The organism is Micromonospora sp. HM5-17 (assembly GCF_003762835.1).
Lineage (GTDB): Bacteria > Actinomycetota > Actinomycetes > Mycobacteriales > Micromonosporaceae > Plantactinospora.
Window position 1 is genome coordinate 375543 of record NZ_RJWA01000001.1, and the last position, 13921, is coordinate 389463.

The window sequence follows — 13921 nt, forward strand, 5'->3', positions numbered from 1 at the left end:
CTTTCTGTTCTCTGCCGGGTTGTCGCCACGCTAGCAGCGTGTTAGAGCTGGGGACAAGAGCAAGAACGGCAAGACTCGGCTAAGTACTGCATACTCTTGCGAGATGCGGCAGAGCGGGGGCGTCAACGGTAGCGCGTTGACCTGAGGAACGGGCAGGTAGAGATGAGATGGCTACGGGTGGTGCGCGAGTGTGCCGCACTTCGCCGCTCTGTGCGGCGGTTCGGCTCGCCGGCGCCCGGTTGTGGCATACTGCCGCACTAGCGAGGGGGAACACGTGAGCCCTGAGAAGGACGACCGACAGCGCCGCCTGCCCGCGGGACGCAAGGCCCAACTGGCCGCGTACGTCGCCGAGGCCGGGCAGGTGACCGTGGCTGCGCTGGCCGAACGCTTCGGCGTCTCCATCGACACCGTCCGGCGCGATCTTGATCAGCTCAGCGCCGACGGGGTGCTGGTGCGGACGTACGGCGGCGCCGTGAGCCTGGCGACGGCCTTCCGCACCGACCGCACCGTCGACCAGCGGCTCACCATCCAGGAGCGGGAGAAGGAGAAGATCGCGGCGTTGGCCGCGACGCTGGTCCAGGACGGTTCCACCATCATGATCAACGGTGGGACGACAACCCTGGCGCTCGCCCGTAACCTGCGCCAGCACCGCGACCTCACCGTGGCGACGAACAACCTGCTGGTGCCGGCGGCGCTGCCGCCCTCGGCGATCCGGGACATCTACGTCTTCGGCGGGGCGGTCCGCTCGCTCACCCTGGCCACGATCGGCCCGGTCAGCTTCCGTACCTCCGGCGGCGACGAGCTGGACATCCGCTGCGACCTGGCGCTGATCGGCGTCGGGGCGGTCTCCGCGGACGCCGGCTACACGACGAGCAATCTCGCCGAGGCGGCGATGATGCGGGACATGATCTCGCGGGCGGCGCGGGTGGCGATCCTCGCCGACTCCTCGAAGTTCGGCCGTCGGCTCTTCGCGCAGGTGTCAGAGCTGGCCAGTGCCGACTACCTTGTCACTGACTCGATGCCGCCGCCCGATCTGCGGGATGCGCTCGCCGCGAACGGCGTGGAGCTGCTGACTCCGGCGGCGTCCCCGAGGCCACGACACGCTCCCGCCTGAGCGACGGCTGCCCGAGCGACGGCTGCTCGCCGCCGTCGGACCGGCCGCGACGGGCGCGGCCGGTGGCCGGCGCTGCGGTAGCGGGCGGTTCTGCCTGCCCCGGCGGTGCCGCCCAGGGTCGAGGCCACCGCCGTCTTACCCACGTCCTGCCCCAGCGGACTGGCCCCGATCATCAGAACGATGCGTCCCGTGCCAGCATCCGGGGCCGCGCCCGAGACACCCATGACGCTGGTCAACACCCAACTGCCGGTGCCGCTCGTCGGACGCCTCGACCAGCTCGCCGAGCAGGCCACAGCCCGCCGACCCGGCATCATCCGTGAGGCCCTGACCGCGTACGTCAATGACCGTACGGCGCCTGTCAGCCGGGACGAGGCCGAACACGATTGAGGGACCGCAAGCTCTAAAGGCGAGGTCCGGGGGCATTGGCATCGACAGTGGAGGTCTCCCCGTGGCTAGGTGCCGTGCTTGCCAGTACGCTCCCTCACGTGTCAAACACGAACCATCACGCTGAGTTTAAGCTGTCGATCACCAAGGCGCTGGCTGACCAGCTTTCAGCCGCTTTGAAGAAGCTGACCCCGGCTCCCTTGACCGCCGAGGTGATTGACGTGCTTCCCAAGGGTCCTGGCGTCTACCAGCTATACCTCGACGGTCAGCCCGTGTACGTCGGCAAGGCGAGCAAGTCGTTGCCCACAAGGCTCCGCAAGCACTATCGAAAGCTGTCGGGTCGCCCTATCACCGGAGAGGTTTCCTTTGTCTGCCTCTATCTTGAGGAAGATCTAGAGGCGTCAGCGCCAGAGAAGATGCTACTCGGCAAGTACGAGGGCAAGTACGAGCGCGCTGACGGTGAGCCAGCGCAGAAGCTGCCCTGGAACAACAACGGGTTCGGGAACAACGACCCGGGACGGAGGCGCGATACCAGCGAAGTCGCGGCCAACCATTTCGACGCTCTGTATCCGGTCAACCTCGATCTGACGATCGATTGGCTTACCGCAGGCGTGAGGCCGGTCGGCAAGGTGCTGACCGAGCTAAAGGATAACCTGCCGTACAATCTTCGCTTCGAGCAGCCCAAGAACAGTACCCGGGCACGTCACGACTACAAGCTTAATGTAGAAGTCCCGTCCCACCCCATGACCGTGCGGGCGGCGCTCCAGCTGGTCGTGGGCGCACTTCCCGAGGGATGGCAGGGTACTGCTCTTCCTGGCTATCTAATCCTTTACTACGAGAACACCAGCTACAACAGTGCTCAGTGCTGGTGGAGGCGTTCCGGCTCGGAAGTTATCGAGACCCCAGGACCTGCCTTATTCGCTCCGGCTACGGACATCGTTGAGGAGCCGGATGAGGACGACGAAGGCTCTCGTGACAACGGGAACGAAGAGATTGAAACATAGCTTAGCTTTTTGGTCCCTCTCGTGCGGATGGACCATCCGGCCCGCCGGGCGTAAAGTGCCGAAGGGTCTGTGTGTCGCTAGAGATTATCGTGGGTTGGAGTCGGGACGACTTCGGTTTCCGATTCGATTGGAGCGAGCCCCGCTCGTAGCCGTTCTACGACGCTGACGGCTTCTTCCTCCTCAATGTGTCCGACCCATTGCTGGCGCCATGCTGACCCTTCGGCTAGCACCGCGTCGAGCGCTCGTCCGGCCAGGTCCAAAAGCGACGGGCTAACCGGGATGTCGCGAGGGCCAAGGAAACGCGGTGCGTAGGCCGAGTCCGACGGGGGCGTGCCGGTAAGCGCCTGCGATACCGTCGCCGCTGCCGCGATCGCACGGGCCGCGTCCTCCGTGCCGAGCGCGGGACCGGCTTGGGCGGCGCGCTCAAGGGTTCGGCGAACCAGGCTGAGGCGCTCGGGGGTATTCGTCCCTTTCAGGGTTCCGCACCAGTCAACCGCGTCGTCGTTGTCAAATGGTCCGAGCTGCCATGTGGCCATGGATCCTCCTCGTGTCCAAGTAGGTCGGTGGGCGTATGGATGGAGGTGGGCGCTGGCGTGGCTTCGGGTCCGATCGGGCCGGGACGACTCGCCGCGCCCGGGCTCGCACGGGCGGCTCACGGCGAGAGTGAGCATCGCACACCGCGTGTGGGTTTCCAAGATCGGAAACTCCGCGGTATGATTTCGCAATGCCTGAGCCGCAGCTGGAGCCAACCCGGGATCGCACGTCGGTGGAGTTGTTCGCTGGCGGGGGTGGGCTGGCGATGGCGGTCCATAGGGCTGGCTTTCGTCCTCTCTTGGTCAACGAGATCGTCAAGTACGCGTGCGAGACACTTAAGATCAACGCTGCCGAGCCGCGAGGTGAGCGGGAGCGAGTCCCTGGGCCTGGCGAGCGCTGGCCGTTGATCGAGGGCGACGTACGCGACGTCAGGTTTGAGTATCTGTGGGGTCAGGTCGATCTGCTGGCGGGAGGCCCCCCTTGTCAGCCTTTTAGCCTCGGGGGTGTCGCTAGGGGCGATGAGGATAAGCGCAACATGTTTCCGGAGATGATTCGGGCCGTTCGGGAGATTCAACCAAAGGCGGTCATCTGCGAGAACGTCCAGGGCTTGTTGCGCCCATCGTTTAGGCCCTACTTTGAATACATTGAACGAGCGATGAGCTTGCCGTTTGATGAGCGCGGCGAGGATATCACCTGGCGCGAGCATGATGAAGTATTGCGCAGCGAGCTATCGAAAGATCCTACTGACCCGAAGCGACGCTATGTCGTGCTTACGACAAGAGTGAACGCTGCTGATTACGGGGTTCCGCAAATCCGAAACAGGATTATTCTCGTAGCGTTCCGCGCTGACCTCGAAGTCGACATCCAGCGATTTGAGCGCGAAGTGCAGCCAAGTCACTCGGAGGCAGCGCTTATTCGTTCAATGCTGGACGGATCCTATTGGGATCGGCACCCCAATGTTCCTGGCCATGTGCGCAAACGGGTTATGTCCCGGATATCGAATACCTTGCCCTTGGATGATGGAAAGTTGCCATGGCGAACGTTGCGAGACGCCCTCCACGGCACTGATAGTCAGCCCGCGCTTCCGCCGGTGCCATGGGAATGGCTCGATCGACAGGAGCATCACCTCGGCGGCTTTACAGACCACATTGGCTGGCCCGGCGCCCGAATCTATCCGGGTCATACGCCTAACGAACTTGACCGCCCCGCGAAGACAGTGAAGGCGGGAGTGCACGGGGTACCTGGCGGAGAGTCTGTTTTGTTGACTGACGAACTCTGGCCAGAACAGCCGCAGGATTCGCCTTACCCATACCGGCATCGGTACATGACCGTACGTGAAACAGCGCGCGTTATGACTTTTCCGGATGATTGGAAGCTTGCTGGTCCACGTGGTGAGCAGATGCGGCAACTGGGCAATGCGGTTCCCGTGGCCCTTGGTGAGTTCTTCGCTAGGAAGATTTACGCCGCACTGGACGAGGCTGAGAGTCGACGGTGACTACCCCAACGGCGGAGCCCGATCATCGGTGGGCTGAGAAGTCCCCGGACCCGAAGGCGTGGAAAGGGCGGAAAGGCCGCAGTCGACGAGCGGCTGCGGCTGAACAGGACGCCGCTGCCGGCGGGGCCGACCGACGGTGGGTTGACCTGGGGGATGGCCGCCGAGCACGAGCGTCCGTTGACCTCAAACTACTGCCACGAACACGCCGGATCCGCGCCTACCTGCGCTGGTCGGATAAGGGGCACTCACCGACTCGCTATCTCGGAGAGGTGCATCACGCCACCCGCGCGGAGAATCTTGCCGAGGGTTGGCGCCTGGCCTTCGCCCAAGGTCTCGTCGTTCCGCCCGAGACGGTGCGGACGTCGTGGGCGAAGAGCCCGGCAGTCAGAGCGGTGATGCGTGCCAACAAGGCACGGGACACTGGTCCTGAACGGAGACTACGGTCATTACTACACAAGGCTGGCCTGCGTTACAGAGTTAACGCGAAACCACTGCCGACTCTACGCCGCACCGCCGATGTGGTCTTCTCCGCCGTTCGCGTTGCGGTCTTCGTTGACGGATGCTATTGGCATGGCTGCCCGGAGCACTATCGTCCCGCTCGAGTGAACAACGAATTCTGGCGGAACAAGATTGAAGGTAATCGTGCTCGTGACCGTGAAACTGATCAGCTGCTTACCGACGCTGGGTGGACTGTGATTCGGATCTGGGAACATGAGGATCCAGCGACGGCTGCACGATTGGTCCAACGCGTCGTTAGAGAAGCGGCCAAAACGCCGCAACCCCCTAGATGCGTCGGACCGTGCTGAATTAGCGTACCGGTCGTGAAGATTCCTTGAGCCGTGTGCTCGGCGAGCCTCGTTGGCGCTGAAGTCGCTGTCCCTTCAACTCGTTAGGCATTGAAACGCATGACATCATGGTGTGCGGTGCGAGCTACCCCTGCGACGATGCGATCGACGCTGCTTCGTTGAGAAGGTTGGCGAGGTCGTCGTCGGAAATGGGCCTGTCGTTAAGGGCCTTGTGTAGCGCGTGAGTTTGAATTTTGCCCATCATGCCCGGCTCAATATTCAAGGGAGTGTCAGGGTCGAAGACGCTCGTGATCAGCGCTTCAGCGGCGGTAGGGTCTATGGAGCTACCGCCGACATCAAGTTGCGATCTCATCCCGGCGACGAACTGGATGATGGCGGCGTCGTCACGCCGTCCGTCGAAGTACCGATCGACCGCTAGGAAGAAGGCTGCGTTAAGGAGCAGGGCATAGTTGCCCCAACCTTCCTCGTCCAACTCCTTTTCCAGGCGATCGTTCGCGTCTGCCTCATCGCGTACGAACGTGCGTAGGAACTCAATCAGCTTCGGATTCGTCGTCACGTTGCCGTCTCCTCTTGCGAATTTCCCTAACTTTTTCGATGCCAGCTCTCACCGCCAGCGTCAAACTTGCGGCTGCAAGCAAAATGTCCGTAGCTGGAGGTTGACTGTTGCTGGCCATCGGCTGAGCTGGAGGTGGCTGGCTGGGCGTCCCTACCGACGCCTGCCCGTCACCCGGACGAAGTCTGTCCCGGAACGCGGCTACCGATTCGCGCGAGAGCTGTTCGACATTCTTGATGTCGCCCTCTCGGTCGGCGAGGAATTGAACCGTTCTCCGATGAAACCTCGCCAGCCTAGCCTCTCGGTCGGCCGCCTCGCTCACCAAGCGCTCGCCGTCGGGCATGACATCAGAGGCGGCGTCTCTACTGGGAGTAGCGCCCGGCGCGATGATGTTGATGTAAGCGGAGAAGTGGCCTGCCGCCTCACTGAGCAGACGCGCGACCTTGCCCGCCTTCTCACTGGCCGTTCGGCTCTCCGTGATGGCGGCTCGCATTCTCGGATCGGCAGTTCCTCGCCCGGCCTCCACAAAGGATTTATGTGACAGCTCGGACTCGTTCCTGGCTCCATCGGCGTTGATAGCGGACCGGTCGATGGCCTCTACAGCTTGCAGGAGGCGCGCTACCACCTCGCCGATGCTGGTCATCCGAGCGCCGACAGGTAGGAGGTCGCGGCGTCGACAGTCGCCTTCAGGCGGCGTGCTGTCAACTCCAGCTCGTGCTCGGCAGCTTTCAGGCACGCGAGACCCTGTTTGACCTCCTCATGCCTGCTGTCGTGCAGGGTTTGGGCAGCGAGAGCCCTTGCCTCGGCAGCCTCCCTCATGACTGCCTGGATCGCCCTTCGGCTGTGCTCGGCTGACTGTAGGCCCCGTTTGATGGTGGCCTTCGCCTCACCGACACTCATCGCGCCTCGATCATGGTCGACTCACCCTCGCTGCCTCGGTAGGTCCACCTGCGACAAACACTATCGGGTGACCTCAATGCGGGGTACCGCCTGACTCTCGGCTCGCTAACTCTCTGGCGTCTCGGCGACGAAGACACCACGGCCGGGTCGGCCGACCAAGATCCCGCGCTGCCGAAGCTTCGCGACGGCGCGAGAGACGGTTGACATGGAGACGTCGTAGTAGTCGGACAACTCCTTGGTCGAGGGGATCTTGGTGCCAGGCGGGTAGATGCCTTCGTCGATGCGCCTGACAAGATCCTCGATCAACTCATCCATCGTCGGCGGGATAGGCATGGCTCGCCCCTTGCGGTCGGTTGGCCTCTCCAGTATTGATCACCGTTCTCGACGTAGGCAACGCAGCTACCAGCGAAGACATAGCTTGTGCGTCTTCCTTACTTGACGTAGGTGAAAGAGGTTGGCTAGCGTCATCGATGGCGGTTGTCGGGCGGGTGCGGTCGGTTGGCACCTTTCGCGCAGGTCAGGGCACCCGCCGGAAATCACCTGGGTCGGAGTGCTGGTGGGCGCCCCTCCGTTCATCAGTTCTGCCCGGGGCCAGGTGCGAACCGAAAGAGGAGCGACCCCGGTGCCGTACTGCCAACGGAGGCTGCGGTGGCGGGGTGGGGTGGTCCGGGCCGGACCCGGGCGGTCCGGACCACCCCGTCCATTCCCGACGGTGTGAAAGGAGCCCTTGACGTGCGCAGATTCCTCCGCTGGCTACGGCCGGCCCGGCGCGGGCCGCAGCCGCGCCTGGTGACGACTGGCGCGTACCGCACGGCGACGTACGCCCCGTTGCGGCCCTGGCAGGTGCGGGGCCGGCACTTCACGATCACCCGGCGCGGGCTGGACCCCGCCGAGGTCGCCGCCTTCCTCGACCGGGTGGCGCACGACCTCGACAGCCTCTACGCCCGGCTGGCCGTCAGCGACGACGAGAACCGGCGGATCAAGGACGCGCTGCGCCGCTGGCAGTCCAGTCAGGCGCCGAGCATGCGGGACCTGGCTCGGCGATGAGCGAGGACGTGAACCGGTACGTCATCCACGTGCCGGTCGTCGCCACCGACCTGCGCCATGCTCGCATCCTGGCCCGGACCGCCGCCCGGGCGCTGTCGTTCCTCGCCGTCGACGCCCGGGAGACGACCGTCTCCGAGGAGGACAACCAGGGTGTCCACCACCGGGTCTTCTGCGATCGGCTGCTGGCGGACGGCCGGCGCTGCGCGCTCCGGGCCGAACACCAGTCCGAGTGTGCCCCGCAGGTGCCCCGGTGACCGTCCCACCCGTCGTCACCTGTTCCGCCTGCGCGGGACTGACCTTCACCCTCGACCCCTGTCGCTGCACCTGGCACGGCGACCGGTTCCTGGTCGACGACGAACTGCCGCCGGTCCGGAGCGGCGAGGCGTACCAGGACTGCCAGCTCTGCCAGGGCACCGGCACGGTCGCCAGCGGCTGCCACCGGTGCGGCCAGCGGGGCCGGCGGCGCGCCCAACTCGTCCTCACCGTGGTCAACGCCGACACCGGGGCCGTCGCGTCGGCCAGCGTCACCCCGGGCGCCGTCGAACCCCGACCCCGGGACGGCCGTTGGGTGCTCGCCCTCACCCCGCTGATCCTCGAGCTGGCCGCCGCCGTGTCGGCCACCGCGCTGGTCGAGCTGACCGGCGGCGGCCAGCCGCTCGGCGACGAGGAGCTGATCCTGCCCGCCGAATGGCGCCCCGACCTTCCCACCGACCAGCGGGACGCCCTGGTCGCGACGGTCCTCGCCGACCATGCCCACAACCCGTGGCGGGTCTACCAGGGGCGAGCCGTCGCACCGCCACCCCTCGACCCGGGCACCCGGCTCACCCAGCTCTGCCGGCTCGCCGACCAGCTCCACCTCGACCTGGTGGTCGAGGTACGGCACCCGGAGTGGGGCGGGTCGGCCTGGGACGTCCGCTACGAGCTGCCAGGCGGCAGCGTGCCGACCCGACCCCGCGTACAGGGCGACGACCTGCCGGCCGCCGTCGCCGCCACCACGATCGTCGACGCCTTCGACGGGTTCGAGCCCCGCAACCTCGACGCCCCGGCGTACTTCCTCCGGCCCGGTGCCGGCCCGCCCGACCGGCCCGAGCCGATCGACCTCGACCAGGTCGAGCGGCGGGTGCTCCGGGACGCCGAGGACCGGCCCGGCGCCCAGGCGATCTGGCGGAACGGCCGGTGGTGGCACACCTCGCTCCGGGTCGGCCGGACCGTCGAGACGCTCCACGAGGAACCGACCGGACAGGTGACGCGCCGGGTCACCACCATCCTGACCCGGAGGTGGGAGCCGCCCGCTCCCGACTGGTGGGGTGCCCCGATCCCGTACGACGACTGCCCCGACTGCGACCCCCACAGCCGGCTCCGGGCCTGCTGGTGTCGGCTCGGCGGCCGTCCGACCGACCCCGGTTGTGCCGCCTGCGGCGGGACCGGCGTCCACGTCGAGCACCTGCCCTGCCACACCTGCGGCGACAGTCGGCGCGTCTACCGGGGCGCCGTCATCAGCGTCACCGACCTCGCCGGTCGGGTCGTCCACGAGAACTGGCCGATGGCGCCGGTGACCGCGCCGCTGGTCGCCACCCAGCCCGGCGGGAAGCCCGTGGTCCACCTGCCCGAACGGTACCGGCTTGCCCGGCTGGCCACCCGGCTCGACCAGGCACCGACCGACCTCACCGAACTCGACCTCGGGCACACGGTCTGCCAGGACCTGCGGGACGGGGTCGTGACGCTGGACCACCCGGACACCCACCCGCTCGCCGCGCAGCTCGCCCGCGCCACCCGGGGCCGACCCGGCGGCCGGCTGCTGCTGGCGGCCCGCCCACCGGAGGCGCCGCCGCTGATCGAGCTGATCCGGATCGCCCTCGGCCTGCACCTCGCGATCGCGATCACCGTGCAGGACCACCGGCCCAACGCCGACGACCCGCGGCGGATCCACGGCGAACGCTGGGCGGTGGAGGTGCTACCCGCCGACCCGGCCGCCCCGTTCACCGACCTGCCGACCCAGCCGAGCCTCGCCGCGGCGGTGTCGAACTGCGTGACGTACCTGGAGGTGGCGCTGGCGGCGACGGCCCCCGCCGAGCCGGACCGGCCGATCCCGGTGCCGCAGACCCCGGTGCCGCCGCCGACACCGGCACCCGTCGCCAACCCGGCCGCGCCGGCCGCCGACCCGGGCCGGCTCGTCGCGCGGCTCGGCCGACATTACGCCGGCACCCCGGTCACGGTACGTCTCGACCGGGCCGGCTGCACCGTCCACCTGCACGAGTACGGCGTACCCCGCCGGCTGGCCACGGCACCGACCCTCGCCGCCGCGCTCACCGCCCTCGGCGTACCCGCCGACGACGGGTGCCCCGAGCGGCGGGCCGACGGGGCGTCCTGAGCACGATCGGCGTACCGGGCCACGGCGCCACCGGGGCGAACGCGCCGCCGTCCCCGCCCACGAGCGCGGCTCGGCCGGCGGCGCCTACGCCGAGCGCAGCTCGACCAGGGTCACCTGGGGCGGGGCGCCGACCCGGACCGGCGGGCCCCAGAAACCGGCGCCGTTGGTGACGTAGATCTGGGTGCCGTCGATGGTGGCGTGACCCGAGACGACCGGCTGCTGGAGCGCCACCGCCAGGTTGAACGGCACGATCTGGCCGCCGTGGGTGTGCCCGGAGAGCTGCAGGTCCACGCCGCGCTTGGCCGCCTCGTGCACGTTGATCGGCTGGTGGGCCAGGAGCACCACGGGCCGGCTCGGATCCCGGCCGCCGAGCGCCGCGTCGAAGTCCGGGCCCTGGGCGAACCCGAGCCCTTCCCCCGCCGGGTCGTTCACGCCGGCCAGGTCGAGCGCCCCACCCCGGGCCAGGATCTCCTGCCGCTCGTTCTGGAGCACCCGCAGCCCGAGCCGTTCGATCTCGACCACCCACTCCTCGACCCCGGAGTAGTACTCGTGGTTGCCGGTGACGAAGAAGGCGCCGTACCGGGACCGGAGGTCGCGCAGCGGGGCGGCGGCGTCGCCCAGTTCGGCGACCGTCCCGTCGACCAGGTCGCCGACCACGGCCACCAGGTCCGCGTCGAGCCGGTTGATGGCGGCCACCACCCGCTCGGTGTGGGCCCGGCCGGCCAGCGGTCCGATGTGGATGTCGGAGACGGTGGCGATCCGCAGCCCGTCCATGCTCCGGGGCAGCTTGGCGAGCGGGATCTGCACCCGGTCCAGCCGCGGCGGCCCCAGCGCGGTGCGGACGCCGTACCCGACGATCCCGGTGGCGGTGAGCCCGGCGAAGATCGCCGCTCCCCGGGCCAGGAGCCGCCGCCGGTCGGGGTCGTGATCCGGCTCGACCGGCGGGGTGTCCACCGGCGGTACGGCGTCGGCCGGCGGCTCGGCCACCGTCGTCGCCCCGGCCGGCGGCTCGGCCACCGTCGTCGCCCCGGCCGGCGGCTCGGCCACCGTCGTCGCCCCGGCCCCCGCCGGTACGGCCACCGTCTCCGGGGCCTTCGCGGCGGCGCGACGAGACCGCCGGGCCAGCACGAGCCGGGTCACCAGCATCGGCGGTTCCAGGACCGCCAGCACCACCAGCAGGTAGAACATCACGGCGAGCCAGAGGTAGCCCGGCCAGGCGAGCCAGTACAGCCCCTCCCGGGTGCCGATCATCGTGGCCGGGGTGAGCAGGGCCAGCACGAGCGCGGCCACCGTCCCGACCCGACGCCACCGCCCCGGCGTGGTGGTGTCCCGGACCAGGCGCTTCCAGAGGTAGAGGTGGATCAGGCCGGTGACCAGCACCATGACCCCGACGAACCCCAGGACCCCGAACACCTGCCCCTCCTCAGCCGCCCGCGAACGGCGGCAGCACGTCGACCGTCGCCCCCGCCGGGATGGGGGCCTGACGATCATGGCAGGCGACGCCGTTCACCAGAAAACTCGCCACCCCGAGCACCCGGGCGAGCCGTTCGCCGTGTCGCCGGGCAAGGTCGTCGGCGAGCTCGTCGAGGCTGCGACCGCCGGGCACCGACTCCTCGGCGACCCCGGCGGCGGCCCGGGCCGCCGCGAAATAGCGTACGACCAGGGTGGGTTCCGTGTGCGTGGTCTCCACTCTCAACCCCCGATCGCGGACATCGGGCGTACCGGCTGGAGAAAGCTCGGATCGTCGATGCCGTGCCCGGCCCGCTTGCCCCACATCGCCACCCGCCACCGGCGGGCCAGCTCCTCGTCGTCGGCACCGCCACGCAGGGCGGTACGCAGATCCGACTCCTCCAGCGCGAAGAGGCAGTTCCGGACCTGCCCGTCCGCGGTGAGCCGGGTCCGGTCGCAGTCCCCGCAGAACGGCCGCGTCACACTGGCGATCACCCCGACCCGGGCCGGCCGACCGTCCGGCGTGGTCCAGCCCTCCACCAACCACGTCTCGGCCGGTGCCCCGCCCCGCTCGGCCGGATCCGGCAGCAGCGTGAACTCGGCCCGCAGCGCGGCGAGGACCTCCTCGGCCGTCACCATCGTCGACCGGTCCCAGCTGTGCTGGGCGTCCAGCGGCATCTGCTCGATGAAGCGCAGCTCGTAGCCGTGTTCCAGGGCGAAGCGCAGCAGCGCCGGCGCCTCGCCGTCGTTGACGCCGCGCATCAGCACCGCGTTGATTTTGACCGGGGCCAGGCCGGCGGCGACCGCCCCGGCCAGCCCGTCCAGAACGGCCCGCAGCCGCGGTCGCCGGGTCAGCGCGGTGAACCGGTCGGGATCGAGACTGTCCAGCGAGACGTTGACCCGGTCGAGCCCGGCCGCGCGCAGCGGGCCCGCGAGCCGGTCGAGCCCGATCCCGTTGGTGGTCAGGGAGAGGACCGGTCGTGGGGTGAGCGCGGCGACGGCGGCGACGATCCCCAGCAGCCCGGGCCGGATCAGCGGCTCGCCGCCGGTGAAGCGCACCTCGGTCACGCCGAGCAGACGTACCGCCACGCCGACCAGCCGCACCACCTCGTCGTCGGTCAGCACCTCCGACTTCGGCAGCCACGGCAGCCCCTCGGCCGGCATGCAGTACGTGCAGCGCAGGTTGCACCGGTCGGTCAGCGAGACCCGGAGGTCGGTGGCCACCCGGCCGTACCGGTCGACGAGGCCGGGCACCTCCGGCCGGGAACCGGAGATGGTCATCGCTCGACGGTAGCGCGTCACGCTGACAGCGCGGCGCGCGCCGCCGCGGCCACCGCGTTCCGGTACGTGGCGCCGAAGAGCGCGGTGTGCACCAGCAGCAGGTGGAGCTGGTGCAGTGGGATCCGTTCCCGCCAGCCGTCGGCCAGCGGCCACACCTCCTGGTAGGCGTCGAGGATCAGGTCCAGGTGCGGGGCGCCCCCGAAGAGGGTGAGCTGGGCCAGGTCGGTCTCCCGGTGTCCACCGTGCGCGGCGGGATCGACCAGCCAGGCCCGGCCGTCGGCGCCCCACAGCACGTTCCCCGGCCACAGGTCGCCGTGGATCCGGGCGGGCGGCTCGGCCCCGCCGTACCCGTCGATCCGGGAGATCAGCCGCTCGACCAGGGCGACCTCGGTCGCGGAGAGCGCGCCGTTGTCGACCGAGCGCCGCAGGTACGGGGTGAGCCGGCGGTGCGCGAACCAGGTGGGCCAGTCCTCGTCGCTCGGGGTGTTGTCCTGGGGCAGCGACCCGATGAAGCCGGGCCACTCGGCGCCGAACGAGGGGGCGCCGGCCCGGTGCAGCGCCGCCAGCTCGGCGCCGAACCGCCGGGCCGCCTCCGGCGTCGGCTCGCCCGGTTCCACCCACTCCAGCGCGAGCAGCTCCGGCAGCGCCACGACCACCTCGGGCACCGGCACCGCGTTCGCCTCCCGCAGCCACCGCAGCCCGGCCGCCTCACTGGCGAAGAAGCCCTCGGGCATGTCGGCGTCCGACCCCTCGGGCCAGCTCTTGGCGAAGAGCGAGCTGCCGTCGTCGAGGGTGAGCCGGTTCGCGGCGCAGATGTCTCCGCCGGAGACCGGCGTCTCTCGGATCCGCTGGTGGGTGAGGAAGAGCGGAAGCTGCCTCGGGTGGGTCCGGAGGTACGCCAGGTCCATGCGGGAACGGTAACCGCTCGCCGGCGCGCCGGTGTCGGGTGTCGGACGTCGGGAGTCCCGGACCCCGGCCTCGGC

Annotated in this window: 17 protein-coding genes; 8 read left to right on the forward strand and 9 right to left on the reverse strand. The window is 68.8% G+C overall.

All coding sequences use genetic code 11. The features are described from left to right. Positions 1–274 precede the first annotated feature (274 nt). The 3 genes from EF879_RS01720 to EF879_RS01725 all read left to right on the forward strand — a co-directional run bounded on the left by EF879_RS01720 (position 275) and on the right by EF879_RS01725 (position 2502). Positions 275–1114, forward strand: a complete 840-nt coding sequence (locus EF879_RS01720) for a DeoR/GlpR family DNA-binding transcription regulator (RefSeq protein ID WP_123553958.1) — start codon at positions 275–277, stop codon at positions 1112–1114. Positions 1115–1303: 189 nt separating this feature from the next. Then, entirely contained in the window at positions 1304–1501 is a 198-nt protein-coding gene (locus EF879_RS26905; protein ID WP_148086334.1) for a hypothetical protein, read from the forward strand. 98 nt (positions 1502–1599) lie between these two features. Then, positions 1600–2502: a GIY-YIG nuclease family protein gene (locus EF879_RS01725; RefSeq protein ID WP_148086335.1), complete on the forward strand. Its 903-nt coding sequence runs from the start codon at positions 1600–1602 to the stop codon at positions 2500–2502. 77 nt (positions 2503–2579) lie between these two features. Here EF879_RS01725 and EF879_RS01730 read toward each other — a convergent pair whose 3' ends face one another. Then, on the reverse strand, positions 2580–3038 hold the full coding sequence (locus EF879_RS01730) for a DUF4259 domain-containing protein (protein WP_158624089.1): 459 nt from the start codon (positions 3036–3038) through the stop codon (positions 2580–2582). Positions 3039–3226: 188 nt separating this feature from the next. Here EF879_RS01730 and EF879_RS01735 point away from each other — a divergent pair, with 188 nt between their 5' ends. Both EF879_RS01735 and EF879_RS27465 read left to right on the forward strand, forming a co-directional pair. Continuing rightward, on the forward strand, positions 3227–4531 hold the full coding sequence (locus EF879_RS01735) for a DNA cytosine methyltransferase (RefSeq protein WP_123553963.1): 1305 nt from the start codon (positions 3227–3229) through the stop codon (positions 4529–4531). A 395-nt stretch (positions 4532–4926) separates the two neighbouring features. After that, a complete protein-coding gene (locus EF879_RS27465) occupies positions 4927–5337 on the forward strand; it encodes a very short patch repair endonuclease (RefSeq protein WP_199736141.1) in 411 nt (136 codons plus the stop codon). 124 nt (positions 5338–5461) lie between these two features. Here the strand turns inward: EF879_RS27465 and EF879_RS01745 are convergent, their stop codons facing one another. From EF879_RS01745 to EF879_RS01755, 4 genes are all read right to left on the reverse strand, one after another. After that, positions 5462–5893 (reverse strand): hypothetical protein, encoded by a 432-nt coding sequence (locus EF879_RS01745; protein WP_123553967.1) that lies wholly within the window; start codon positions 5891–5893, stop codon positions 5462–5464. Beyond that, complete coding sequence (locus EF879_RS26910) at positions 5868–6533, reverse strand: hypothetical protein (RefSeq protein ID WP_148086336.1); 666 nt, start codon at positions 6531–6533, stop codon at positions 5868–5870. The genes EF879_RS01745 and EF879_RS26910 overlap by 26 nt, the downstream gene beginning before the upstream one ends. Then, entirely contained in the window at positions 6530–6790 is a 261-nt protein-coding gene (locus EF879_RS01750; protein WP_123553969.1) for a hypothetical protein, read from the reverse strand. Before EF879_RS01750 ends, EF879_RS26910 begins: the two co-directional genes overlap by 4 nt. A gap of 105 nt (positions 6791–6895) precedes the next feature. After that, the gene (locus EF879_RS01755; RefSeq protein WP_123553971.1) at positions 6896–7123 is read right to left on the reverse strand and encodes a winged helix-turn-helix domain-containing protein; all 228 of its coding nucleotides are present in this window, start codon (positions 7121–7123) and stop codon (positions 6896–6898) included. Positions 7124–7522: 399 nt separating this feature from the next. Here EF879_RS01755 and EF879_RS01760 point away from each other — a divergent pair, with 399 nt between their 5' ends. From EF879_RS01760 to EF879_RS01770, 3 genes are read left to right on the forward strand one after another with little or no spacing between them, the layout of a single operon-like run. Then, positions 7523–7837, forward strand: a complete 315-nt coding sequence (locus tag EF879_RS01760; protein ID WP_123553973.1) for a DivIVA domain-containing protein — start codon at positions 7523–7525, stop codon at positions 7835–7837. Beyond that, positions 7834–8091, forward strand: a complete 258-nt coding sequence (locus EF879_RS01765; RefSeq protein ID WP_123553975.1) for a hypothetical protein — start codon at positions 7834–7836, stop codon at positions 8089–8091. Before EF879_RS01760 ends, EF879_RS01765 begins: the two co-directional genes overlap by 4 nt. Further along, positions 8088–10208, forward strand: a complete 2121-nt coding sequence (locus EF879_RS01770) for a hypothetical protein (RefSeq protein WP_123553977.1) — start codon at positions 8088–8090, stop codon at positions 10206–10208. Before EF879_RS01765 ends, EF879_RS01770 begins: the two co-directional genes overlap by 4 nt. Positions 10209–10292: 84 nt before the next feature. Here EF879_RS01770 and EF879_RS01775 read toward each other — a convergent pair whose 3' ends face one another. Genes EF879_RS01775 through EF879_RS01790 form a run of 4 tightly spaced genes read right to left on the reverse strand, consistent with a single transcriptional unit; the run spans position 10293 to position 13846 of the window. After that, a complete protein-coding gene (locus EF879_RS01775; protein WP_123553979.1) occupies positions 10293–11621 on the reverse strand; it encodes a metallophosphoesterase in 1329 nt (442 codons plus the stop codon). Between the two features lie 10 nt (positions 11622–11631). Then, positions 11632–11898: a MoaD/ThiS family protein gene (locus EF879_RS01780; protein WP_233604166.1), complete on the reverse strand. Its 267-nt coding sequence runs from the start codon at positions 11896–11898 to the stop codon at positions 11632–11634. Between the two features lie 2 nt (positions 11899–11900). After that, on the reverse strand, positions 11901–12938 hold the full coding sequence (moaA, locus tag EF879_RS01785) for a GTP 3',8-cyclase MoaA (protein ID WP_370375431.1): 1038 nt from the start codon (positions 12936–12938) through the stop codon (positions 11901–11903). Between the two features lie 17 nt (positions 12939–12955). Next, positions 12956–13846, reverse strand: coding sequence for a fructosamine kinase family protein (locus EF879_RS01790; protein ID WP_123553983.1), 891 nt, complete (start codon positions 13844–13846; stop codon positions 12956–12958). Positions 13847–13921: the final 75 nt, after the last annotated feature.

Excerpts from the sequence above, each read along its gene's own strand:
- EF879_RS26910 (WP_148086336.1), bottom strand. The coding sequence starts at position 6,533 with ATGACCAGCATCGGCGAGGTGGTAGCGCGCCTCCTGCAAGCTGTAGAG.
- EF879_RS01730 (WP_158624089.1), bottom strand. The coding sequence starts at position 3,038 with ATGGCCACATGGCAGCTCGGACCATTTGACAACGACGACGCGGTTGAC.
- EF879_RS01735 (WP_123553963.1), top strand. The coding sequence starts at position 3,227 with ATGCCTGAGCCGCAGCTGGAGCCAACCCGGGATCGCACGTCGGTGGAG.
- EF879_RS01755 (WP_123553971.1), bottom strand. The coding sequence starts at position 7,123 with ATGCCTATCCCGCCGACGATGGATGAGTTGATCGAGGATCTTGTCAGG.
- EF879_RS01750 (WP_123553969.1), bottom strand. The coding sequence starts at position 6,790 with ATGAGTGTCGGTGAGGCGAAGGCCACCATCAAACGGGGCCTACAGTCA.
- EF879_RS01765 (WP_123553975.1), top strand. The coding sequence starts at position 7,834 with ATGAGCGAGGACGTGAACCGGTACGTCATCCACGTGCCGGTCGTCGCC.
- moaA (WP_370375431.1), bottom strand. The coding sequence starts at position 12,938 with ATGACCATCTCCGGTTCCCGGCCGGAGGTGCCCGGCCTCGTCGACCGG.
- EF879_RS27465 (WP_199736141.1), top strand. The coding sequence starts at position 4,927 with ATGCGTGCCAACAAGGCACGGGACACTGGTCCTGAACGGAGACTACGG.
- EF879_RS01790 (WP_123553983.1), bottom strand. The coding sequence starts at position 13,846 with ATGGACCTGGCGTACCTCCGGACCCACCCGAGGCAGCTTCCGCTCTTC.